At 60.2% G+C, this 23,283-nt stretch carries 22 protein-coding genes and 1 other RNA gene; 9 read left to right on the forward strand and 14 right to left on the reverse strand.

Translation table 11 applies throughout. The annotated features are described in order from the left end of the window. The first annotated feature begins 96 nt into the window (after nt 1-96). A complete protein-coding gene (locus tag I3J13_RS10565; protein ID WP_196378748.1) occupies nt 97-942 on the forward strand; it encodes an aldo/keto reductase in 846 nt (281 codons plus the stop codon). Between the two features lie 173 nt (nt 943-1,115). Here I3J13_RS10565 and I3J13_RS10570 read toward each other — a convergent pair whose 3' ends face one another. The 4 genes from I3J13_RS10570 to I3J13_RS10585 form a co-directional block, all read right to left on the reverse strand. After that, entirely contained in the window at nt 1,116-1,646 is a 531-nt protein-coding gene (locus tag I3J13_RS10570) for an SRPBCC family protein (protein ID WP_031233869.1), read from the reverse strand. Further along, on the reverse strand, nt 1,639-2,007 hold the full coding sequence (locus I3J13_RS10575; RefSeq protein ID WP_031233868.1) for an ArsR/SmtB family transcription factor: 369 nt from the start codon (nt 2,005-2,007) through the stop codon (nt 1,639-1,641). The genes I3J13_RS10570 and I3J13_RS10575 overlap by 8 nt, the downstream gene beginning before the upstream one ends. 131 nt (nt 2,008-2,138) lie before the next feature. Then, nucleotides 2,139-2,711 (reverse strand): acetolactate synthase small subunit, encoded by a 573-nt coding sequence (gene ilvN / locus I3J13_RS10580; RefSeq protein WP_196378749.1) that lies wholly within the window; start codon nt 2,709-2,711, stop codon nt 2,139-2,141. Between the two features lie 19 nt (nt 2,712-2,730). Next, nucleotides 2,731-4,524 (reverse strand): acetolactate synthase 3 large subunit, encoded by a 1,794-nt coding sequence (locus I3J13_RS10585; protein ID WP_196378750.1) that lies wholly within the window; start codon nt 4,522-4,524, stop codon nt 2,731-2,733. A 382-nt stretch (nt 4,525-4,906) separates the two neighbouring features. On the opposite strand from I3J13_RS10585, the gene I3J13_RS10590 reads away from it, so the two are divergent. Further along, complete coding sequence (locus tag I3J13_RS10590; protein ID WP_196378751.1) at nt 4,907-6,916, forward strand: ATP-binding protein; 2,010 nt, start codon at nt 4,907-4,909, stop codon at nt 6,914-6,916. 7 nt (nt 6,917-6,923) lie between these two features. On the opposite strand, the gene miaA is transcribed toward I3J13_RS10590, so the two are convergent. After that, complete coding sequence (miaA, locus tag I3J13_RS10595) at nt 6,924-7,820, reverse strand: tRNA (adenosine(37)-N6)-dimethylallyltransferase MiaA (protein WP_196378752.1); 897 nt, start codon at nt 7,818-7,820, stop codon at nt 6,924-6,926. On the opposite strand from miaA, the gene serB reads away from it, so the two are divergent. Together serB and I3J13_RS10605 are read left to right on the forward strand one after the other, a co-directional pair. Further along, complete coding sequence (gene serB, locus I3J13_RS10600) at nt 7,819-8,709, forward strand: phosphoserine phosphatase SerB (RefSeq protein WP_020812045.1); 891 nt, start codon at nt 7,819-7,821, stop codon at nt 8,707-8,709. The two genes, miaA and serB, sit on opposite strands and share 2 nt — an antisense overlap. Next, nucleotides 8,706-9,269 (forward strand): GNAT family N-acetyltransferase, encoded by a 564-nt coding sequence (locus tag I3J13_RS10605; protein WP_059756722.1) that lies wholly within the window; start codon nt 8,706-8,708, stop codon nt 9,267-9,269. Before serB ends, I3J13_RS10605 begins: the two co-directional genes overlap by 4 nt. A gap of 25 nt (nt 9,270-9,294) precedes the next feature. Here the strand turns inward: I3J13_RS10605 and I3J13_RS10610 are convergent, their stop codons facing one another. From I3J13_RS10610 to I3J13_RS10645, 8 genes are all read right to left on the reverse strand, one after another. Then, nucleotides 9,295-10,044, reverse strand: a complete 750-nt coding sequence (locus I3J13_RS10610) for an SDR family oxidoreductase (RefSeq protein WP_196378753.1) — start codon at nt 10,042-10,044, stop codon at nt 9,295-9,297. A 90-nt stretch (nt 10,045-10,134) separates the two neighbouring features. After that, nucleotides 10,135-11,679, reverse strand: coding sequence for a Do family serine endopeptidase (locus I3J13_RS10615; protein WP_059756718.1), 1,545 nt, complete (start codon nt 11,677-11,679; stop codon nt 10,135-10,137). 212 nt (nt 11,680-11,891) lie between these two features. Further along, the gene (locus I3J13_RS10620) at nt 11,892-12,779 is read right to left on the reverse strand and encodes a DMT family transporter (protein WP_196378754.1); all 888 of its coding nucleotides are present in this window, start codon (nt 12,777-12,779) and stop codon (nt 11,892-11,894) included. A 131-nt stretch (nt 12,780-12,910) separates the two neighbouring features. Continuing rightward, a complete protein-coding gene (hflC, locus tag I3J13_RS10625) occupies nt 12,911-13,834 on the reverse strand; it encodes a protease modulator HflC (RefSeq protein WP_174057047.1) in 924 nt (307 codons plus the stop codon). 1 nt (nt 13,835) lies between these two features. After that, entirely contained in the window at nt 13,836-14,954 is a 1,119-nt protein-coding gene (hflK, locus tag I3J13_RS10630) for an FtsH protease activity modulator HflK (RefSeq protein WP_003522368.1), read from the reverse strand. Nucleotides 14,955-15,097: 143 nt separating this feature from the next. Then, a complete protein-coding gene (locus I3J13_RS10635; RefSeq protein ID WP_196378755.1) occupies nt 15,098-15,625 on the reverse strand; it encodes a dihydrofolate reductase in 528 nt (175 codons plus the stop codon). Then, the gene (locus I3J13_RS10640) at nt 15,622-16,416 is read right to left on the reverse strand and encodes a thymidylate synthase (protein WP_104679532.1); all 795 of its coding nucleotides are present in this window, start codon (nt 16,414-16,416) and stop codon (nt 15,622-15,624) included. Before I3J13_RS10640 ends, I3J13_RS10635 begins: the two co-directional genes overlap by 4 nt. Before the next feature lie 99 nt (nt 16,417-16,515). Next, nucleotides 16,516-16,824: a DUF2853 family protein gene (locus I3J13_RS10645; RefSeq protein ID WP_003522365.1), complete on the reverse strand. Its 309-nt coding sequence runs from the start codon at nt 16,822-16,824 to the stop codon at nt 16,516-16,518. 142 nt (nt 16,825-16,966) lie between these two features. On the opposite strand from I3J13_RS10645, the gene ssrA reads away from it, so the two are divergent. From ssrA to I3J13_RS10670, 5 genes are all read left to right on the forward strand, one after another. Beyond that, nucleotides 16,967-17,341: a transfer-messenger RNA gene (gene ssrA, locus I3J13_RS10650) on the forward strand. 229 nt (nt 17,342-17,570) lie between these two features. Beyond that, nucleotides 17,571-18,083 carry an SspB family protein gene (locus I3J13_RS10655; protein ID WP_020812051.1) on the forward strand — a complete coding sequence of 171 codons (513 nt, stop codon included), beginning with the start codon at nt 17,571-17,573 and terminating at the stop codon, nt 18,081-18,083. A gap of 44 nt (nt 18,084-18,127) precedes the next feature. Then, entirely contained in the window at nt 18,128-18,331 is a 204-nt protein-coding gene (locus tag I3J13_RS10660; RefSeq protein ID WP_196378756.1) for a DUF4169 family protein, read from the forward strand. Nucleotides 18,332-18,444: 113 nt separating this feature from the next. Continuing rightward, a complete protein-coding gene (locus I3J13_RS10665) occupies nt 18,445-18,654 on the forward strand; it encodes a ribbon-helix-helix domain-containing protein (protein WP_003522362.1) in 210 nt (69 codons plus the stop codon). 234 nt (nt 18,655-18,888) lie between these two features. After that, on the forward strand, nt 18,889-19,215 hold the full coding sequence (locus tag I3J13_RS10670; RefSeq protein WP_196378757.1) for a hypothetical protein: 327 nt from the start codon (nt 18,889-18,891) through the stop codon (nt 19,213-19,215). Nucleotides 19,216-19,506: 291 nt separating this feature from the next. Here I3J13_RS10670 and I3J13_RS10675 read toward each other — a convergent pair whose 3' ends face one another. Continuing rightward, the gene (locus I3J13_RS10675; protein ID WP_196378758.1) at nt 19,507-23,226 is read right to left on the reverse strand and encodes an AsmA family protein; all 3,720 of its coding nucleotides are present in this window, start codon (nt 23,224-23,226) and stop codon (nt 19,507-19,509) included. Nucleotides 23,227-23,283 lie beyond the last annotated feature (57 nt).

A 23,283-nucleotide genomic window follows, 5' to 3' on the forward strand; every position in this document is an offset into this window, starting at 1 on the left:
AGGTCAATTTTTTTGATGGATCGATCCTCTCCATGCCGACTTTGAGAAGTCGGAACAAAGTTCTATTGTCCGATCACCAACCGCTGGAGCGAACCCATGTATGACGATATTCCTTCCGTCACCCTGCCCTCCGGAAAAGAGGTTCCGGCCCTTGGCCTCGGCACCTGGAACATGGGGGAGACGAGATCATCCGCGCCGCAGGAGGTCGAAAGCATCCGCAAGGCGATCGATCTCGGAATGACGCTGATCGACACGGCGGAAATGTATGCGGACGGCAGATCGGAAGAGGTGGTCGGCGCGGCCATCGCCGGTCGTCGGGAGGACGTGTTTCTGGTCAGCAAGGTCTACCCCTGGAACGCCAGCGCCAGAGGCACAGCGGAGGCCTGCGAGCGCAGCCTTGCAAGGCTCGGCACCGACCATATCGACCTCTATCTGCTGCACTGGCGCGGCGAGCACCCGCTTGCGGAAACCGTGGCGGCTTTCGAAAGGCTGAAGAGCGACGGCAAGATCGGCGACTGGGGCGTCTCCAATTTCGACACCGACGACATGGAGGAGCTTTTCGCGGTTCCCGGCGGCAAGAACTGCGCGGCCAATCAGGTTCTCTACAATCTGTCCCGGCGTGGGCCGGAGTTTTCGCTGCTGCCCTGGTGCCAGGAGCGCGGCGTGCCGCTGATGGCCTATTCCCCCATCGAGCAGGGCCGCATCTTGAAGAACCACGAACTCATCCGCATCGCCAAGGCCTATCAGGCGACACCGGCGCAACTGGCGCTCGCCTTTCTTCTGGAAAGGGACGGCGTCATCGCCATCCCGAAATCCGCCAGCGTTTCCCGTGTCGAGGAAAATCGCGGCGCGACCGATCTTGAAATAACCGAGGAAGACTGGGCGGCGCTGGATGCCGTCTTCCCGCCGCCAACGCGCAAGACATCGCTGGAAATGCTGTGAGGTAACAGAGGGTTACGAAACACTTCAGAATCAATCGCTCAAGCGGTTGAATCGGAATGTGAACGCCAGGCCGAAAAGCAGGCCCATTGTTCAGGGATGCGTCATCAGTCCCGGACCGGAAGAAACGGCGCGACAGGCCGCGCCGTCAGATCATGAGAACGCACCGCGCTTCATTACGGTATGCGATGCTCATATTCCTCTTTCAGCCCCAGCCAGGTATCCCAGAAGGGTCCCGGCTCCTCTTCCTGAAGCCGGGCAGCGAGAATATCGAGGTGCACGTGCCAGCCGGCGCTGACATTGAGCTTGGTCGTGCGATCCGCCAGTCGGCGATGGATCAGCGTCAGAAGCACGTCCTTGCCCAGAGCCTGAAGCTCGATGGACACTTCCGCGCCCTCGCCCCAACTGAAGACAAGGCGGTGCGGCGGAACGACGGTGATGATGCGGGACGCCATTCTGTGCTCTTCGGAAAAGCCTTCCGGGCGACGGCCCGGCGGATCGGAAAGCTCATCGTTACGCCAGACGAGTTCGAACGGCGCATCGGGCGCAAGCCGCATTTCGCCGGAAGCCAGCCAGCGGCGGCGAAGCTCGCTTTGTGTCAGATAGGCCCATACCCGCTCGATCGGCCCCGGCAGCAGCCGTTCGATCTTCAGGGTCGTCGGTTCGACAAGACGGCCATAGGCGTCAGGCATTGCAATATCAGCCATTGTCATTTCCTCCATCTGCAGGGATTTTTCCCTGATCATCCTCCCTGAGCATCTGCTCAAGAATATCGAGGCGGCTGCCCCAGAACTGTCGGTAGAAATCGAGCCATTCATGCGCCTCTGCCAAGGGTTCCGGCGCAAGGCGGCAGACATGGATGCGCCCCCTCACCTCGCGGCGGATAAGCCCCGCATTTTCCAGCGCCTTGATATGTTTCGAGGCGGCGGCGAGCGATATGTCGAACGGTCGGGCCAACTGGCTCACCGTTCGCTCACCAAGGGAAAGATCGCGTAGCATCGTGCGGCGCGTGGCGTCGCCAAGGGCATGAAAGACGGTATCGAGATGTGAAGCGGATAATTCAACCATGTTGTTGAATATAGACTGCCGACCCGAAAAGTCAACCATATGGTTGAATATCTGCCGATCCGGGCGAAGCCATAAAAAAACCCGCGGCGAACCGCGGGCTTATATTCCAACATATGCTCCGGATATGGAGGTTACATCCCCTGCGGGCCGCGATTCATCGCCGCGATACCGGTGCGGCAAATCTCGATCAGGCCGAGCGGCTTGATGATCGCCACGAACTGGTCGATCTTCGACGACTTGCCGGTGATCTCGAAGATGAAATGCTCCACCGTCGCATCCACTACCTTGGCCTGAAACGCATCGGCAAGGCGCAGCGTCTCAGCGCGGTCCTCGCCGGAACCGGCGACCTTGATGAGCGCCACTTCGCGCTCGATAGGCCGCTCCTGACCGAATTCGCGGGCGCGAACGGTGAGATCGAGAACCCGGTGCACCGGCACGATCCGCTCAAGCTGCGCCTTGATCTGCTCCAGCACGATGGGTGTGCCGCGCGTAACGATGGTGATGCGCGACAGATGCGCCTCATGTTCCGTTTCCGAAACCGTCAGGCTTTCGATGTTGTAGCCGCGGCCGGAAAACAGGCCGATGACCCGGGCGAGAACGCCCGGCTCGTTGCTGACGAGAACCGACAGCGTGTGATTTTCGACGGCAGCCGTTTCCTTCTGGATGAAATAGGCCGAGCCGGTGGGTTGTAGGTGTGCGTTCATGTCCTTTTCCTCTCCCGGCTCAGACTAGCTGACGGCCCTTGGCGTCAATGGCGTTGGCAACCGCTTCATCCGTCGCCTCATCCGGCAACAGCATCTCGTTATGGGCTTTACCAGACGGGATCATCGGGAAGCAATTGGCAAGATTGGCGACGCGGCAATCGAAAATGACCGGCTTCTTGACCGCGATCATTTCTGCAATCTTGTCGTCCAGTTCCTTCGGATCGTCGCAATACATGCCGACCGCGCCATAGGCTTCCGCCAGCTTGACGAAATCGGGCATGGCTTCCGTATAGGAGTTGGACAGGCGGTTACCATGCAGCAACTGCTGCCATTGGCGCACCATGCCCATATACTGGTTGTTGAGGATGAAGATTTTCACCGGCAGACCGTACTGGATGGCGCAGGACATTTCCTGAATGCACATCTGGATCGAGGCGTCACCGGCAATATCGATGACCAGCGCATCCGGATGCGCGACCTGAACGCCGATGGCCGCCGGCAGGCCATAGCCCATGGTGCCGAGACCGCCCGAGGTCATCCAGTGGTTCGGCTCCTCGAAACCGAAGAACTGCGCCGCCCACATCTGATGCTGGCCAACTTCGGTGGTGATATAGGTGTCGCGGCCCTTCGAAGCCTCATAAAGCCGCTGCAAGGCATATTGCGGCATGATGACATCGTTGGAGTTCTTGTAGGCGAAGGAATTGCGGGCGCGCCAGCGTTCGATCTGCGCCCACCAGTCGGCCGTCTGCGCTTTCTCAACCTTCTTCGGCAGAGCGCGCCACAGGCGAACCATATCCTCCAGAACATGGCTGACATCGCCGATGATCGGCACGTCGACGCGAACCGTCTTGTTGATCGAGGACGGGTCGACATCGATATGGATCTTCTTGGAATTCGGCGAGAACGCATTGATGCGGCCGGTAATTCGGTCGTCGAAACGCGCGCCGACGCAGACCAGAACGTCGCAATCATGCATCGTCATATTGGCTTCGTAGGAACCGTGCATGCCCAGCATGCCGAGCCAGTTCTTGCCGGAAGCCGGATAGGCGCCGAGACCCATCAGCGTCGAGGTGATCGGGAAGCCGGTCAGCTCCACCAGTTCGCGCAGCAGCCGGGTTGCCTCCGGGCCGGAATTGATGACGCCGCCGCCGGTATAGAAAACCGGCTTCTTCGCCTTCGACATCAGGTCGATGGCGGCATGAATGGCGTTCAGATCGCCCTGAACCTTCGGCTTGTAGCTCTCATGCTGGGTGGCGGCGGAGGGCGGCGTGTAGGTGCCGGTGGCGAACTGGATGTCCTTCGGAATATCGACGACGACAGGACCGGGACGACCCGTCTGCGCGATACGGAAGGCTTCATGGATGATGCCCGCCAGTTCGTTGACGTCCTTGACCAGCCAATTGTGCTTGGTGCAGGGGCGCGTGATACCGACGGTATCGCATTCCTGGAAGGCGTCGGAACCGATCAGCGTGGTGGGAACCTGGCCGGACAGGCAGACGAGCGGAATGGAATCCATCAGTGCATCCTGCAGCGGCGTGACCGCATTGGTCGCGCCGGGGCCGGAGGTGACGAGCATGACGCCGACCTTGCCGGTGGAACGGGCATAACCTTCGGCGGCATGGCCAGCGCCCTGCTCGTGGCGCACGAGGATATGCTGGATGTCTTCCTGCTGGAAAATCTCGTCATAGATCGGAAGCACGGCACCGCCAGGATAACCGAAGATGTGCTCGACGCCATTGTCCTTCAGCGCCTGCAGAACGATCTCCGCACCTGTCATGCGATTGCTGTTTTCCGTATTGTCCTTATCCGTCATTGCCTGTTTCCATCCCGCTTTGGCTTTGGATATCGAGGAGCCCGAGGGCCTGTTTGAAGACATAAAAAAAGGCCCCTAGAGGAGCCTCGTTCAGCGCATGGGTGCTTTCGCCGGATGGTTACACCATCCTGCCCATGCGCCGTCCCACCACGATAAGTACGTTAAGATTTTTCATGGGCCGGAGTGTTAGCCACAAAAGCGCCAGCCGTCAACGCATATTGCAGGAAAAAATCGCCGCCGCCTTCTTTTATTACTCGAAAGGCTGCTTGCGCGAAATTTTCGAACGCAGCCGATACACATGTTGTTAAGCATAATCTTTTAATATCGAGAACGCAGATACTGCCCGAACCACCGCGATCATCCGCATGTACCGGGAAAAAATGTGAGTAACGACACGTTTCATAATGCGTCCCGCATGGACGAAAACGAACGGCGATCCGGCCAGCAGCCGGCGAACCGCATGCTGGGCCGCGTCATCGCCTGTAACGGTGCGCATGCCACCATCGCCGCCGAAACGGAACCCGGCACCACCGATGTCTCGCAGCTCTGGTCCGTCGGACGCCTGATCTCCATCGAAATGGGTACGAGCCGTGTGGCGGCGCTGGTCTTTTCCATGCGAACCGGCGAGGACTACTGGGCGGCGGACAGGCCGAACAGGCTGCTGATCGAGGTTGAACTGGTTGGCGAAGTCTATCGCACCGAGGACGGCAGCGAGCGCTTTTCCACCGGCATTTCCCGTTACCCCTATCTCGGTGCAGTGGCACATCGCATCCGCACCAGCGATCTTGCCAAGATTTACGACAGCGGCAAGCGCGACGCCTGCACGATCGGCAGGCTGACGCAGGACGACACGATCAACGCCACCATCAGCATTCCCCAGATGCTCGCCAAACATTTCGCCGTCGTCGGCTCGACGGGCGTGGGCAAGACCACCGCCGTCTCGCTGCTTCTGAACAAGGCGATCGAGGCCGACCCGAAGCTGCGTGTCCTCATTCTCGATCCGCATAATGAATTCGCGGCCGCCTTTCCCGATCATTCGGTCGTCATCGACACCGATACGCTGGATCTTCCCTTCTGGCTGATGCGCCTTGAGGAATTTGCGGAAGTGATTTTCCGCGGCCGCAAACCCGTGCCGGAAGAAATGGATGTCCTTCGCGACCTCGTTCCGGAAGCGAAAAAAGCATTTCGCGGCACCGAAGGTTCCGCCGTGCGCCGCACCTCCGACAAGAGCGCGATCACGCCGGATACGCCGGTGCCCTATCGCATGGCCGATCTTCTCGCCCTCATCGACGAACGTATCGGCCGGCTGGAAGGGCGTGGCGAAAAACCCGCGCTGCGCTCGCTGAAAGGCCGCATTCTCTCGGCCATCAACGACACGCGCTACAATTTCATGTTCTCCAGCAATACGATCAGCGACACCATTCTGGAGACGGTCGCGCATATTTTCCGCATTCCCGGGGAAGGCAAGCCGATTTCGGTGTTCCAGCTCTCCGGCATCCCCTCCGAAGTGGTGAATTCGGTGGTCTCCGTCCTCTGCCGCATGTCCTTCGAACTGGCGGTGCTGGCGCGCGGCTCGCTGCATATGCTTGTCGTCTGCGAGGAAGCGCACCGTTATGTGCCTGCCGACCCCGAGCGCGGCTTTTTCCCCACCCGGCAATCCATTGCCCAGATCGCCAAGGAAGGCCGCAAATACGGCATTTCGCTCGGCGTCATCAGCCAGCGGCCAAGCGAGCTGGACCAGACCATCCTGTCGCAATGCTCGACCGTTTTCGCCATGCGGCTGTCGAACGAGATCGACCAGAAGATCATTCTCTCCGCCGTACCGAACGCATCGACCTCGACCACCAGCTTTCTGTCTTCCATCGGCAATGGCGAGGCCATCGCCTTCGGCGAGGCCGTCAATGTACCGATGCGCATGCGTTTCGATCGCGTGGCCACGGCCAAATTGCCGAAAGCAAGCGGCACCATCAGCCATACGAACCATGAAACCCCTGACACGGTCGATCTGAACAACATCGTCACCCGCATGCGCGCCACGGCCAAGCCTGTTATCACCGGCTTCCAGCAAAGCGTCGAAGCAGCCTTTTCCGATCTGCCGGAGCCGGCAGCCGCACCACGGGAGACGGACGACATCGACCGCTGGAAGCGGGAACTGGGAACGGCCGCACCGGAGGGATACGAGCCCTACCGCCCGGACATGCTGCCCGGCCGCACGCTCTCCGCATCGCCAAATCCGGCGGCACCCGATGCCGCCTCCGGCGCCGTCAACGAGTTGCGCAAGGCCAGTTTCCAGATGCAGGCACAGAATGGCCCGCCGCCCGGCGATGCACGTCCTTCGCTCCGCGAAAGCCTGCTGAAGAAGCCGCTCGGCAGTCTCTACCGGAAAGACTGATGGGCGCTCACGGCTGGATACGTGTCCAGTCGTCGCCCATCTGGTTGCGGAACCAGGTCATCTGCCGTTTGGCATATTGACGGGTCGCGGCCGCCGATTTTTCGATCACCTCCGCCTCGCCGATACGCCCGGCCAGCATATCGGCGATCTGGGCAACGCCGATCGCCTTCATTGCGGTGGCATCGGATGCGAGGTTGAGCGCGAGAAGCGCCTGCACCTCCTCCACCGCCCCGCTATCCATCATCATCTCGAAACGCCGGTTGATGCGGTCATGCAGCACCGGCCTTTCCGGCAGGACGACGAATTTTTGCGCCCGGTCGGGATCGACGATCATCGGGCCGCTGGCGCGCTGAAAATCCCGGATAGACTTTCCGGTCGCCTTGAGCACCTCCAGCGCCCGGAGGATACGCTGGCCGTCTCCCGGCTGCAGCATATCCGCCATGGCCGGATCGTGCCGTTTGAGTTCGGCATGGAGCGCAGCCGCTCCCTCCCCGATCAGCCGGGCACGCAGCCCATCGCGGATGTCATCCGGAATGGCGGGCATGTCGGAAAGCCCGCCCGTCAGCGCCTTGAAATAAAGTCCCGTACCGCCGACGATGACGGGCAAACGCCCCTGCCCGCGCAAATCCGCAAGCAGGGCGGAAATCTCCCGCAGCCATTCGCCCGTTGAATAGAGGCTGCTCGCCGGCACATGGCCGTAGAGAAGATGCGGCACGCCCTCCATCTCGTCTTCGGACGGCCGCGCGGTCAGCACCCGCAGCGTGTCGTAAACCTGCATGCTGTCGGCATTGATGACGACGCCGTCCCGCTCCCGCGCCAGACGAAGCGCAAGCGCGGACTTGCCGCTTGCCGTCGGGCCGGTTATCAGGATCGCATCAAAATTCTCATCAAGGTTTTTCATCATGGCTCTCGTTGCCACGCTTATCGCCAATCCGTCAAATCCTGTTCTGACACCGGCCCTCGGCGAAGCCGCCGCAAAGGCCGTCAACGCATCGGGCCTTTATTGGCTGGCCGATGGCATTGCCTGCGATATCGCCCTGCCCTCCGGCACCGCAGCCGAACAGGCGCGGAGCGCCATTGCAGCCACGCTTGCCGGCCAGCCAGTCGATATCGTCATTCAGGAGCAGGATCAGCGCCGCAAGAAACTGCTGATCGCCGATATGGATTCGACCATGATCGGCCAGGAATGCATTGACGAGCTGGCCGCCGAAGTCGGGCTGAAGGAAAAAGTTTCCGCTATTACCGCCCGCGCCATGAATGGCGAGATCGCCTTCGAACCCGCACTGCGGGAGCGTGTGGCGCTGCTAAAGGGCCTGCCTGTCTCGGTTATCGACGATGTCATCGAAAAGCGCATCACGCTTACCCCCGGCGGCAGGGAGCTGATCGCCACCATGAAGGCCAAGGGCTATTACACCGCCCTCGTTTCCGGCGGCTTCACCGTCTTCACCGGCCGCGTCGCCGCCATGCTGGGTTTCGATGAGGACCGCGCCAATCTGCTCGGCGAAGCCAATGGCGAGCTTGACGGCACCGTTGCCGAACCGATCCTCGGCAAACAGGCCAAGGTGGATGCGCTGAACGATATTGCCGCAAGGCTCGGCATCTCGCCGGAAGAGGCAATGGCGGTCGGCGATGGCGCCAACGATCTGGGCATGCTGCATCTGGCCGGCGCAGGCGTTGCCCTGCACGCCAAGCCGGCCGTGGCCGCCGAGGCGCAGATGCGCATCGACCATGGTGACCTGACCGCGCTTCTCTACATCCAGGGCTACCGCAAGACGGATTTTGTCACTCCATGATCATCCGAGAGACGCCACGACTCATTCTACGCGAGTGGAAGGAGAGCGACCGTGACCTGTTCCGCGAAATCAACGCCGACGAAAAGGTCATGGAGTTTTTCCCCTTCCGCCGCAGCCATGCGGAAGCGGACGCCGTGCTGGAAACCATCAACGGCATGATCCGCGGCAGCGGCTATGGCTTTTATGCGATGGAACTGCGCGAAACCGGCGAGGTCATGGGCTTCTGCGGCATCTCCCCCGTCATGAACCTCGATCCGCCCTTCCCGGTCGGCACCATGGAGATCGGCTGGCGGCTCGCCACCCGCTTCTGGGGGCACGGCTATGTCACGGAAGCGGCGCAGTCGCTGCTCGTCATGGCCTTCGATGAAAAGGAAACGCCGGAAATCGTCTCCTTCGCCGTCCACAACAACCACCGTTCGACGGCGGTGATGGAGCGCATCGGCCTGAAGCGCGATCCTTCCCGCGACTTCGACCATCCGCGCGTGCCGGAAGACACGCATCCGCATCTACGGCCGCACGTCACCTATGCGCTGACGCTGGAGGAATGGCGGGCGCGATAAGACACCTGCCCGCCAGTTCCCAAGGTCATTTCACGGCGGCATTGCCGCCATCGGCGAACAGAGCGGCACCGGCGACGAAGCTCGCCATGGGGCTCGCGAGGAAAAGCGCTGCCCGCGCAATTTCCGGCGGCTCAGCGATACGTTTCATCGCGTGCAGGCCGGCGGCCCATTCCTTCTGGGCGTCGTCTCCCGCAGCAGGTGTATCGACCCCGCCGGGCAGCAGCGCATTGGCGCGAATGTCCTTCACGGCATAATCGGCGGTAATGCCTTTCACCAGCCCCATCAACCCCGCCTTGGCCGCGCCATACGCCGCCATGCCCGGTATGCCGGCGCTGGTGCCGACAAAGCTCGAGGTGAAGACGATGGAACCGCCACCCCGCATCAACATCGGCGGTATTTGGTAACGCGCGCCCAGAAAGGCGGAGGTGAGATTGACATTGAGCGCATGATCCCATTCCGCAGGCAAAATCTCCGCCAGCGGCTTCATGGCTCCCACCGCACCGGCATTGTTGACGGCGATATCGAGGCCGCCGAAGACGCTTATGGCCGCATCCGCCAAACGGGCATGGGTTTCGGCAACACCGGCATCGCCGGCAACCGTGTGGACACGGCCGCCGGCCTCACGAATGTCTGCGGCAACCTCATGCAGGGCCTTTTCGCCGCGCGCATTGATGACAACGGCCGCACCTTCGGCGGCAAACAGCATCGCCGTCGCCCGGCCGATGCCGGATGACGCGCCGGTGATGATGGCAACCTTGTTTTCGAGTAATTTCATATCCTTGGCCTCCGTTCGATGGAGACCAAGAATTAGAGAGCAGCCAGGATCACAACCACCCGATTCCTGCCTGATCGGGCGGAAAGCGCCTTATTCCAGCGGCAGCGCCACGACGCGCAGATTGCCCTGCGCATCGGCCACCATCATATGCGCATTCTTGCGGCCTTCGGATTTCAGGCCGTTGACGCGCACCAGCACGTCGCCCGGCACTTCCATGAAGTCCTGCCCCACCTCGACGATGATATCGCCGGCCTTCATGCCCTTCTGCTCGGCGGGCGAACCCGGATCGACGCTCGCCACCAGCACGCCTTCGACGCTTTCGGCAATGCCCTTTTCGGTGCGCAACTCGTTGCTCAGCACCACGAGGTTCATGCCGAGCACGCTCTGCGGCGCCTCGCGCACTTCCGGCGTCTGGTCCTGCGCCTGATCGTCGGCGCCTCCATCATCTTCCGGTGCAACCACACCGCTATCGCCGTCTTCGCTCTGCTGATCTTCGGCCGAGGCCTTTTCGTCGGTCGTATCCTGCAATTGCCCGAGCTTGACCTTGACGGTTTCCTCCTTGCCGTCACGCAGGATCACCACATCGACCTCCTTGCCGACCGGGCTTTCCGCCACGATCCGCAAGAGGTCGCGCATCTCATGAATATCCTTGCCGTCGAATTTCAGCACGACATCGCCGGCCTGGATCGGGCCGTTCTCCACCGGTCCGCCCTTGGCGACACCGGAGATCAGCGCACCCTTGGCGCTGTCCATGCCGAGGCTTGCCGCCACATCGTCGGTGACCGGCTGAACACGAACGCCGAGCCAGCCGCGGCGCGTCTCGCCGAACTCGATAAGCTGCTGGACGATATTCTGGGCAAGCTCCGTCGGCACGGCGAAACCGATGCCGATCGAACCGCCGCTCGGGGAAATGATCGCCGTATTGATGCCGATAACCTCACCCTTCATGTTGAAGAGCGGACCGCCGGAATTGCCCTTGTTGATGGCCGCATCCGTCTGGATGAAATTGTCATAGGGACCGGCATTGATGTTACGGCCCCGCGCGGAAATGACGCCCACTGTCAGCGATCCGCCAAGCCCGAAGGGGTTGCCGATGGCCATCACCCAGTCGCCGATGCGCATGCTGCGCGAATCGCCGAACTTGACGGCCTTCAGCGGCGTTTTCGGCTCCACCTTCAACACCGAAAGGTCGGTCTTGGTATCGGTGCCGACCAGCGTTGCCTTGAGCTTCGAGCCGTTCGGGAAAATCACCTCGATGGCGTCAGCGCCCTCGATGACGTGGTTGTTGGTGACAACGTATCCAGCCGGATCGATGACGAAACCCGAGCCCAGCGAACTCACCTTTTCGCCGCCCTCGGGCTTCTGGCTGTCGAAATAATCCTTGAAGAATTCCTGAAAGGGCGAGCCCTCCGGCAGCCGCGGCGGAACCGGGCCCTTGCCCTCGGTCTTGACGTTCTGCGACGTGGAAATATTCACCACCGCATCGAGAAGCGGCTCGGCGAGATCGGCCACCGATTCCGGCCCATGGCTCTGCGCTCTCGCAGCAACCGGTGCCGTCAGGCTACCTGCCACAAGCGCGATGCCCGCGACTGCGGCGATGCTGCTGCGAAAAGGCGAAAGAAGGGTCACGGCCATAAGCGTCCTCGCGTTTCAAATAGTCTTGCCCTGCATATATCGGCAAAGCATAAGGCGGAATGATGAAGTGTAAAAATACCTTTTCGTGAACAGGCAATTGATTCCAGCACCTCTTCGCGCGCCTCAAAGCCGTACAGAAAAGCGTGCGCGAGGCAAACACCTATTGTCAATTGTAATCGTTTCCAGAGAAAAACGCAGAGCATACGCGGAAATCATCGTGCGGACGCAGCCTTCCGGCTGGCTATTATCCCAACAGCACCGCTCACGAGAACAAGGCAATAGCCGACCCACAAAACCAGAATGGGCCGCTCCGAGAAAAATAGGTAGCCGAATAATAAACTCCAGAGCAATTGGGTATATTGAACAGGCGCGATGACAGAAGATTGCGCCATCCGGATCGAAAGCGTCAGGCACAATCTTCCGATTGCGAGCAACGCACCTGCCCCAATGTAAAAGAGCCATTCGATCGGTGTCGGAGGCGTGTAGCGTTCCGGGAGAAGGATTCCGGTGATGAGAACGAGAATGACGACAGGCAGCAGGGTATCCGCCAGCGGAGTCGACTGGGCCCTCCATCGTCTCACCATGATCGTCGATGCGGATTGTGCAAAAGCGGCAGCAAAGGCTAGGACAACGGCCAGGCTGTCCATTGCGCCACTCGGCTGCAGAACGAGCAGGACGCCGGCAAGGCCGAGACCAGCGGACAACCATTGAAGGCTGACAGGACGCTCGTTCAAAAACACCAGAGCCAGCAATATCGTGATGATCGGACTCGTAAAGCGGATCGAATAAACATCGGCGATTGGCATACGCGCGATCGCATAGAGCGTCAGCCATATCATGGCGACGGACATGAGTCCCCGCGCGGACACCACCGCCCATCCCTTCACCGAGTTAATTTTGAATCCACCCAATGGCTTGGCAAGCAACAAACCAAAAAAGACGGCAAAAACTCCGGAGAAAAAAAGCACTTGAGGAAGAGAGTGCAAACCGCTGAGAATTTTTGAAGCGGCGTCCATCAATGAAAAAGCTGCAAATCCAAGTATGGCAAAAGTAAAAGCAGCTATATAATTGTCTCGATCATGCCCAAGTGCGCGCAGCATCTTCCATTCTTTCAGACTATTAAAGATCGAAGATTATTGTCGCTGACTCACAATTTTATGAACGTCACACCGCAAAGGCTCAAAAGAAAGGGCCGGTAAAACCGGCCCCTCCAAAATCATTTTATCCGCTATCAGTTCGCCGGTGCTGGCTGCGGGGCAGCCGGAGCGGCAGGAGCCGCACCGTCGATATTGTTGAAATAACGGAAGAAGGTCGAGTCCGGGGACAGAACCAGCGTCGTGCCGTTGCCGTTCAGCGCATTGGCATAGGCCGACATGGAGCGATAGAACTCGAAGAAGTTCGGATCGCGCTGGAAAGCCTCGCCGAACACCTTGTTGCGCTCCGCATCGCCTTCACCGCGCAGCACTTCGGACTGACGGCGGGCGTCGGATTCCAGTTCGACGACCTGACGGTCGGCGATGGCGCGGCGGCGCTGCGCTTCTTCGTTACCGCGGGCGCGGATCAGTTCGGCCTCGGCCAGACGTTCCGACTTCATGCGCTCGAAGGTCTGCTGCGAGACTTCCTGCGTCAGGTCGGTACGGCGGATGCGGACATCGACGATGCTGATGCCAAGCGATTCCGCATCGGGACGCAGATCGTCACGCACTTCCTGCATCATCGATGCACGGGCGTCCGAAAGCGCCGATTCGAAACCGCGCAGACCGTAGACCCGGCGCAGCGATGCGTCGAGACGGGTACGCAGGCGCGATTCCGCCGACATCTGGTCACCCGAGACCGTCTGCCGGAAGCGCCGCGCATCCGTGATGCGATAGACCACGAAGGCATCGACCTCGTAGAACTTGCCGCCGGAAACCTGAACACGGATATTGTCGTGATCGAAGCGCAGCGCCCGGTTCTCGATATATTGCACCCGGTCGGCATCCATGAAGGCGAAGGGCAGCTTGAAATAGAGGCCCGGCGCGGTTTTCACATCCTGGATTTCACCGAAGCGGACGACGATGGCCTGCTGGCGCTCGTTGACGACGAAGATCGACGAGTAACCGAGGAAAAGCACGACGGCGAGGCCGACGAGAATGGCAGAAAGACGGTTACCCATATCAGTTGCCTCCCTGCTGTGCTGCGCCCGGATTGTTGCGCATGATCTCGTTCAGAGGCAGATAAGGCACCACGCCCTGTTTCTCGTCGATGATGATCTTGTTGGAGCCCTTCAGAACCTGTTCCATCGTTTCCAGGAACATGCGCTGGCGGGTCACGTCCGGCGCGGTGCGATACTGGTCATAGATGGAGACGAAGCGCTGCGCCTCACCCTGCGCCTCGTTGACGACGCGCGACTTGTACGCGTTCGCTTCTTCGAGGATCTGCGCGGCCTGACCGCGAGCGGCGCCGAGCTTCTGGTTGGCGTACTGGTTGGCTTCCTGAACGAAGCGATCTTCGTCCTGTTCGGCACGCTGCACTTCGTCGAAGGCATCGGCCACTTCGCGCGGCGGCGCCGCATCTTCGATGGCCACGGCATTGATGGAAATGCCGGCGCCATAACCGTCCATGGTGGACTGGATGATGGTGCGCACATCCGCCGCAATCGCCTGACGATTATCGCGGAAAATGTCCTGTGCCGGACGACGGCCGACGACTTCGCGCATGGCGCTTTCGGAAACCTGCTGCAGGGTTTCGGCCGGGCTGTCGACGTTGAAGAGATAGGATTTCGGATCCGAAACCGTATAGAGCACCGAGAACTGCACGTTGACGATGTTCTGGTCGCCCGTCAGCATCACGCCGCTCGACGAAGACGACGAGGCGCGCGAACCGATATTCTGCTGCTGCTCGGTAACCTTGACGATTTCAACCGTCTCGATCGGCCACAGATGGAAATGCAGGCCGGGCATCGAGATTTCGTCCTTCGGGCGGCCGAAACGCAGCTCCACGCCGCGCTCGTCCGGCTGGACGGTATAGATGGACTGGATGCCGAGGAAAACCAGCACGACGAGAACCACGATGGCAACTGCGCCGCCGTTGAAGCCGCCGGGCAGCACATTCTTGAAACGGTCCTGGCTGCGCCGGATGATCTCTTCGAGATCGGGCGGGCCGCCATTGCCGCCGCCACCGCCGCGAGGCCGGTTAGGCCCCTGCCCCCATGGGCCGCCACCGCCGCCCTGGTTGTTTCCTCCACCGCCGCCGCCCCAAGGGCCGCCGCCGCCATTCTGATTGCTCCAGGGCATCAATACCTCTTTATAAAAGCCTCTCCCGGTTCCGTTCGAAAGCGATTGCTCGCGTGCGGCGGGAATATCGACCCGTTATAGGAAGGAGAAGCGTCCGTTTCAACGCAGAGGTGGTAACTAAATACCCAATCAGGGTAAATAGTTCACTTTGACGCGGCTCTTCGCACATAAGTGGTAAACAGAACCGGATAATTGTCCTTTTCCCCTGCGGGAGCGGGGATTTCCTCGATTTTCTCAAAAACAGCAGGATCGATTTCCGGAAAAAAAGTGTCGCCATCGAGCTTTACCGCGACATGGGTGACGGAAAGTTGATCGGCGAAGGGCATGGCCTGCCGATAAATCTCACCGCCACCGGCCACGAAGACCTCATCAACACCCAACTCCACAGCCTTGCTTCTGGCAAGCTTCAAAGCCTCATCCAGCGCGGAGACGACATCCACGCCTTGCGGCCGGTAATCGGCATTGCGGCTGACGATGATATGCGGGCGGCCCGGCAATGGACGCTCGCCGACGGACAAAAATGTCTTGCGGCCCATGATGAGCGGCTTGCCCATCGTCATCGCCTTGAATCGCTTGAGGTCGGTGGAGAGTTTCCACGGCATGTCGAGGTCGCGGCCGATGACGCCGTTTTCGGACACCGCGACGATGATGGTGACGCGCGGCTCGCTCATACCGCGATCGGCGCCTTGATGCTTGAATCGGCCTCGTAGTTTTCCAGCGTAAAGTCTTCGAACTTAAAGCTGAAAAGATCCTTCACATCCGGGTTGAGGCGCATCGTCGGCAGGGCCTTCGGCGTGCGCGTCATCTGCAGCTTCGCCTGCTCGAAATGGTTGGCATAGATATGCGCATCGCCGAGCGTATGGACGAAATCGCCCGGCTTCAGGCCGGTGACCTGCGCCACCATCAGCGTCAGCAGCGCATAGGACGCGATGTTGAACGGCACGCCGAGGAAAATGTCGGCCGAGCGCTGATAGAGCTGGCAGGACAGCTTGCCATCCGAAACATAGAACTGGAACAGGCAATGGCAGGGCGGCAGCGCCATTTCGTCCACCAGCGCCGGGTTCCAGGCCGAAACGATATGACGGCGGGAGTTCGGATTGGTTTTCAGGCTCTCGATCAAAAGCGCGATCTGGTCGACATGGCGACCGTCTGGTGCGGGCCACGAGCGCCACTGCGCACCATAGACCGGACCGAGATCGCCGTTCTCGTCGGCCCACTCGTCCCAGATGGAAACGCCGTTTTCCTTGAGATAGGCGATATTGGTATCGCCCTTCAGGAACCACAGCAGTTCATGAATGATGGAGCGCAGATGCAGCTTCTTGGTGGTGAGAACCGGAAAACCTTCGGAGAGGTCGAAACGCATCTGGTAACCGAACACCGAGCGCGTACCCGTGCCGGTGCGGTCTCCGCGGTCGGAGCCGGTTTCCATCACATGCCGGAGAAGATCGAGATATTGTTTCATGCGTTCTGCCGCCGATTCCCTGATACCAGGGGAATATAATAGCACAGGGCGGCAGAACCAATCACCGGGGAAACGCTTATCCCCGCCTTTCAGGAAAAATCAGAGAGATTGCAGTTTCCCGAGTTCCTTGGCGACCAGGTAATAAAAGGTCACGCGCGATTTGGAGCGGTCCGCTGCCATGGCCTTGGCAACGGCATCGATTGCCTGATCGGCCGTACCGTCGGTCACGCCGAGCTTCTTGCCGCACCAGCTCGCCTTCACACGTGCAAGCTCTTCCGGATCGGAAGCGGACACCAGCGAGGAATCCCGGTTGCGCAGGGCGATGCCGAGATGCTTGACGATCTTGCCGACCACGGCTTCGTCGGCTGCTGCGTCGTATTTCTTCACATCTGCGAGATAGTCAGTCATGTCCACTCCTTCGTGTGTCCCCGGCCCGGTGTTGCTTCTGGTGACCGGTTGCATGGACAATGGGACAGCAATCCCTCGTCGTCAAGAATTGTCTAAAGTGCGGACCGCAATCACGAAACCTTTTCATGGAATTGTCATCACCCCCCTTTTCTCAGGCGGTCGAAACGCCTATATGAGCCTTGCCGGGGCAACCCGGCTATGGCGATAAACGGTCGGTGTAATAAACCTATTGGACCCGGGGGCGGTACCCGGCGCCTCCACCAAAAACCGGCGGACTTTCATGAAACGAAGGCCGGCTTTTGATGGGGGCGAAATAGGATCGACAAGGGCGTAAAGATCGAACTTTTGCTCGGCATGATACCGCCGTTATCGGGTCACAAGTGTAGTTGCAAACGACAACAACGCTAAGGAATATGCTCTCGCTGCCTAATGGCGGTGCGGGAATTCCGCTCTAAAGTCCTCACGGTTAGCCCCGTGAGGCGGGGTTCGGAGGTACCTGGCAACAGAAACCTCCACCTTCTCCATTTTGCCTGAATTGGTTATATGATAGCTGACTCGCAATCGGCATCGGCTTTTCCGTTGCTGCCGTTCAGGACATTGCGTATACTTGGCCAACGCGTGAGCGTCAGGATCGGAAATGATCCCGGCTCAAGGATTACGCGAAGATTCAAAGTGTTACAGCGTCCTTGGCGCGCAAGCCGCGCCGTGCATGAAAAGACGTTCGAATAAGGGAAAGACAGGACCGCATGGGGCAGGATCATATCCGTTACGACATTCTCGCACAGGATGCCCTTCGCGGCGTTATTCGTAAGGTTTTGGGTGAAGTGGCCGCAACCGGCCGTCTGCCCGGCGACCACCACTTCTTCATCACCTTCCTGACCGGCGCGCCGGGCGTGCGGATTTCCCAGCACCTCAAGGCGAAATATGCCGAGCAGATGACCATCGTTATCCAGCATCAGTTCTGGGACCTGAAGGTAACCGAAACCGGCTTCGAAATCGGCCTGTCCTTCTCGGATACGCCGGAAAAGCTGGTTATTCCCTATAACGCCATTCGCGGTTTCTACGATCCTTCCGTCAATTTCGAGCTCGAATTCGACGTGCCTCTGGCCGAAGAGGAAGAAATCGAAGACGCGGAGATCACCGCTTATCCCGTTTCCCATGAGGCAAAGCCCGCTGCCGCTTCCGAGACGCCCAAATCCGGCGAGGAAAAGAAGGAAGGCTCGGTCGTTTCGCTGGATGCCTTCCGCAAGAAGCAATAACGGCTTTTACGCCGAGCTTACGAAACCCGAGGAGACATATCCCCATGGCGGCCGATATCGTCAATCTGCGTCAGTTTCGCAAACAGAAAGCCCGTAGCGAAAAAGAAAAGCAGGCGGAGCAGAACCGCCTGTCCTTCGGCCGCACCAAGACCGAAAAAAATCTTACCTCGGCCCTGAACGAAAAGGCCGAAAAGGCGCTCGATCAGGGGCGGCTCGAAAAAAACGATGACGCGACCGGCAAAGACTGACAGGCCGGCCGACCGTCGCGGATTTCGGGACTGTCGGAAAAGAATCGCAAAACAGGGACTTGCCGGGGAGACATGATTCAGACCTCCAACCGGTTTCACCGGAGACCGATCTGATGATCCGCAAGCACTCCGCGACGTTGCACGGCCACCGCACCAGCATTTCACTCGAGGATGCCTTCTGGGACGAGCTGAAGACCATTGCGGAAAGACGCAAGATCAGTTTCGCGGCCCTACTTGCTGAAATAGACGACAACCGCTCCGCCGACAGCAATCTGTCCTCGTCGCTGAGGGTTTATGTGCTGAACTGGCTGAAAACCCGCTGACCTTCCGCAAGCTTTCCTGTCAAAGACGCTCCGGCCACGAGCGGGCATCTCGCCCGCCGGATTTTACCCATCCAGCCACTACGAAAAATTCCGCCGAAAACTCGTAACGCCGTGAAAGTATTCATTAAACATTAGCGGCATAATCTGCGCTCCAAGGCATCCCCGTATTGCGTAGCCTTGCTTCCAGATTTTGTTTCAGATCCTTCCATTCCACACATCCGCCACGAGGCGACCATGGTTTCTGCCGTTTCGGGAACGAGCGCTGTTTCCCTGCTTTCTTCTTCATCCACATCGTCTTCAAGCGTTTCCGAACTGAAAGCACAGATTGCCGAAAAGCAGTCGGAGCTTGCTGAGACCACGGAAGCAAAAGCACAGGAAGAGCTGAAGAGCGCAATCGCGTCCCTCAAAGCTCAGCTCGAAGCTCTCGAAAACAGCGCCGAAAAATCGGCATCGTCGAGCGAAAATGCGGAAAAGCCGAGCCTTTCCGGTGAAAGCGCCAGGATCGGCACCAAAAATTTCGACGCCGACACGCCATTCGGCGAACGCGAAACCTGGGTTTGACAGTTTCGCTGGGATTTTTCCGTCAAAGCGATTGATGGGCAGCGCAAAATGCTCGCCGCGGAAGGCCGCAAACCTTTGCCGGATTGGCCTTATCGCTAGGTCAAACCATTGCTGTCCGGTCCCCTTGAAGTCACCGGTGAAGAACGCACTTTCGTTCGACGTCCTCGGAACTGCACCAAAAATCTAAACACGTTAAGAAACAGGCCGGAGCATGACGCGGCATGCGGAGGGAAGCCCCGCGCCGTTCGTCAACTATCTTAAAAGGAAGTCAGCCTCGCTTGCCACGCAAGCTTACGGCGTGGCGGGAGCGTTTTCCGGCGCCAGTTGCCGGATGGCGTTTTCCGTCGGAGGCACCACCAGAACCGGCGCGGATTGCCGCTCGGGCGTCGGTTGTTGCCCCTGTTCCTGTTGTTGCTGTTGCTGCTGCAACCGCTCCTGCTGTTCCTTTTCCTGACGCAGACGTTCTTCGGCCGCAGCCTTCAAACGCGCCTCTTCTTCGGCCTTGGCCTTGGCTTCCGCCTCTGCCCGTTCCTTCTCGGCCTGCCGCTCGGCCGCCTGAGAGCGATAAAGCGCCACTTCGCGGCGCAGGCGCTGCTTTTCGAGAACGCTGGCCTGCATGGCCTCCACCCGGCGGCGCTCCTTTTCAAAAGCCCGGAGCGACAGGTAATTGCTGAGCGCCGAAACGTCGGTCGTCAAAGCCGGCGCGGCAAGCGGGCCGTTATAGTTCAGGCGCACCGAAGGCTCGGCCCCCGCAACCGTTTCGGTGCCGGGATTGAACAGGAGATCGAGATCGCCGTTCACCGTCGAAGCCGCGAGATCGACCGTCGCATCGGCCGTGAGCGTTACCGGATCGATCCCCGCACGCAAATTCTTGAAATGAAGCGCGCCGCCATTCAGCGAGAATGGCAAGGCCACATCGCCGAGGCCGATTTCGCCCTGCCACAGGCTCTGGTCCACCAGCGGCCGCACCTTGGGCGCGTCGATCGGTTGCTGCAAGCCGTCCGCCGCCTGCAGGATCGGCGGCAGGGTGCCAGGATTGAGCCCCTTCAGCACCAGCCCACCGGCGCGGATTTCACCCGAACCGCCTGCCGATTTCAGCATTTCACCGACGCTTTTGCCGGTCGATTCGGCCGTCAGGTCGATGGCGACCCGGCCCGCCGCGACCGGCCCATTGGCATTCGCCCACAGGATCGGCTCCGGATTGGCGTCGGTCACTGCGATCTTGGTGCGGAAAATGCCCGCCCCCTCGCCCGTCGACATGGCAAGCCGTCCCGTGAGCTTGCCGCCCATGAAGGTGCCGGCAACATCGTCGAGCGAGAGGCTGCCCGCATCATGCGTGACCTTGGCCGAAACACCCGTGACCGTGCCGAAGGGCCCGGCCTCGAAGCTTTCCGCTTTCAAGGCAAGCGAAGCCTTGAGCTGCGGGAAGGCGGCCATGGCCAGCGGCTTGGCGTTGAGCGCCCCGGTTTCCGGATCGATCACCGGCCCATAGATCGCGTCACCCAGCCAGGCGAGATCGGCCGTTCTGACCGCAAGATCGCCGGTGACGGGATAGGGCGCGGCGCGCTGGAAGGTCAGATTGCCCGAGAACGGATTTCCACCCGCCTGCCCGCCTATCGAGGAAAGCGCGATCTTCTGCCCATCCACCGCCACTTTCGCATTGGCCTTCAACGCCATGCCGCCGCCGAGCTGCGGCAGACCGACGGCGTTCATGATGAGATAGGGCTCGATGTCGGCGCTTTCGAGCGCCACGTCAGCGCTGCCCTCACCGAAATTGGCGGACGAAACGGCAAAGGAACCGTTCATCGAAAAATGCGTGCGCTCCGTCGAGAAGCGCAGTTCCGTCTGGGCGGGCGAGCCGAGCGTGCCGTTGAGCTTGATGGACAAAAGCCCCTCGCCATCCGCATCGAAGGGCAGCGGATCGAGCCCCGCCTGCCCGAACAGGATGGCTGTCGACTGGTTTTTCAGAACCGCTTCCAGCGACATGGCGGTATCATCGGTGATCGACAGGAAATCCGGCATCTTGGCCACGGCCGACAGTCGGCTGCCATTAACGGTGCCGGAAACGGCGACATTGGCGCCGCCATTTTCGCTATTGACCGAAACATCCATTGCCAGATCGGAATTGGCGTACCACGGCGCGCTCGCCGCCAGACGGCTGAGGAATGGATGGTTCGGCAATTTCTGCTGCAGCATGGTGAAGAACGGCTGCATATCCGCCGCATGCAGATTCACCGTGCCCTTGCCCGCATATTTCAGCAGCGAACCCTGCAGCTCACCCCTTGCCCTGACTTCCGCACCGGCGATGTCTCCGGCCGTCATGTTCTCCAGCGAGAGAACGCCGCCCGCCATGGTGAAGGCGGTCTCGACATGATTGGCGGTCACACCGGCCATGTTGAACCGGTCAGCCTTGAATTTTGCGGTAATGCGGTGGTCGAGGACGGAACTGCCGACCTGATCGCCAAGCGCCAGGCTGCCGAGCGCCTTCAGCGCATCGAGATCGATTTCGTTACCGGCAAGATCGATGGAAAGATTGGAGGTCTTGCCGTCGGAGCGCCGCTCCAGCTCACCCTTCAGCGACGCATCGCCGACTGCAAGCTCCAGATTGTCGAAACGCTGGTTGAGCGTCGTCAGCGAGACATCGGCAGAAAAACCGGCGGCATTGAGCTGGCGGATCGCCGGATCGACGGAACCGGAAAGCCAGTTCGCCAGACCCGAAGGCTGGTTGGAGGCGAGAAGCAGATTGCCGTTGAAAGCGGGGCCGCCGAGAAGCGTCAACGATCCCTTGGCCTCAAGTTGCGTCCGGCCCGGCAGGGTCGCCACGGCATTCACCACCTGCCAGCCGCTGCCTTCAGGGCGCACATCCAGCCTGATGTCGCGAATGGTCGTGTCATCGGAAACGAGCGCCGGAAGGCTGATGCTGGCCTTGCCCGGCACCGGCGGCACCGGAATGCGGGCCACCATGGCCGCAAAGGCCTCGATACGCTGGCGAACCGAGGCGGTGGGCTGGCGCGAGGTCTTGCCCGCCTGCACAACGGGCGGCGCAAAGCGGGCGACATCGATCTGCTGGCCATCGGCCGTCAGCAGGAATTCCGGCTTGGCGCCGGTATCGAGCGTCGCTTCCCCGGTCACGACATAGGGATTTTCACTGCCGCCGAGTTCCATGCGGTAGCTCGGGATACGCACGCTTTCATTGGTGAGTTCAAAGCTGCCGCGGGTGCGCGGCGAGGAAAACAGCGATTGTCCGGCCTGCTGCTTCTGCTTTTCGTCTTCGCGGAAGCTGAAGGAGAAAGAACCGCTATAGGCCGGCTTTCCCGCCGTTGCGGCAATCGCTCCATCGAGATCGACCTCGACCGGATGTTCGTCCGGCACCAGCCGCACCCTGAGCCCCATGCGGCCGGCGGCATAATCCGGCTCGCTGCTGGAGAGCGAGAAGGAGCCCGGATGCCCGTCGACGGCGGCGCGTCCCTCCGCCTTCCACGGCCCGGCCAGCGAATTGGCGGACATATCGGCGTTAAGACCGGTTACCACGCGGTTGCGGCCGGATTGCTCATCGATGAATTCGATCTGCCCGCCTTCGATCTGCACGCTCTCCAGAACCACGGTGCGGGCGGGAATTTCCGCGCGGCTTCCGCGCATCCAGTCCAGCGTGCCGTCCTTCAGCAACCGTATCTTGGCCTTGGGTTCCTCGATGCGCATGTCGAAGATACGCGCCTCGCCGGAGAGGAAAGGTGCAAGCTCGGCATCCATGGAAAAACGGGCGACCTGAATGAGCGGCGATCCATCCGCATCCGTTCCGGCACGCACATCATGCAATGTCACCGAGGGGAAAGGCAGGATACGGGCTTCGACACGGCCATGCACCACCACCTTCTTGCCGAGAATACGGCTTGCCTGATCCTCGAAATCGCGGCGGAAATCCGTCCAGTCGACGAAATAGGGAATAAGCAGCGCCGAAAACAGCACCACGGCCAGCAGTCCGCCCAGAAAAACCAGAATACGTCCGAGCACTGACCTGCATCTCCCTTCGCGAACGCTGCAAACCTATTCTTTTCTGCCTTAACGGCA

It is taken from the genome of Agrobacterium leguminum (assembly GCF_015704895.1).
Lineage (GTDB): Bacteria > Pseudomonadota > Alphaproteobacteria > Rhizobiales > Rhizobiaceae > Agrobacterium > Agrobacterium leguminum.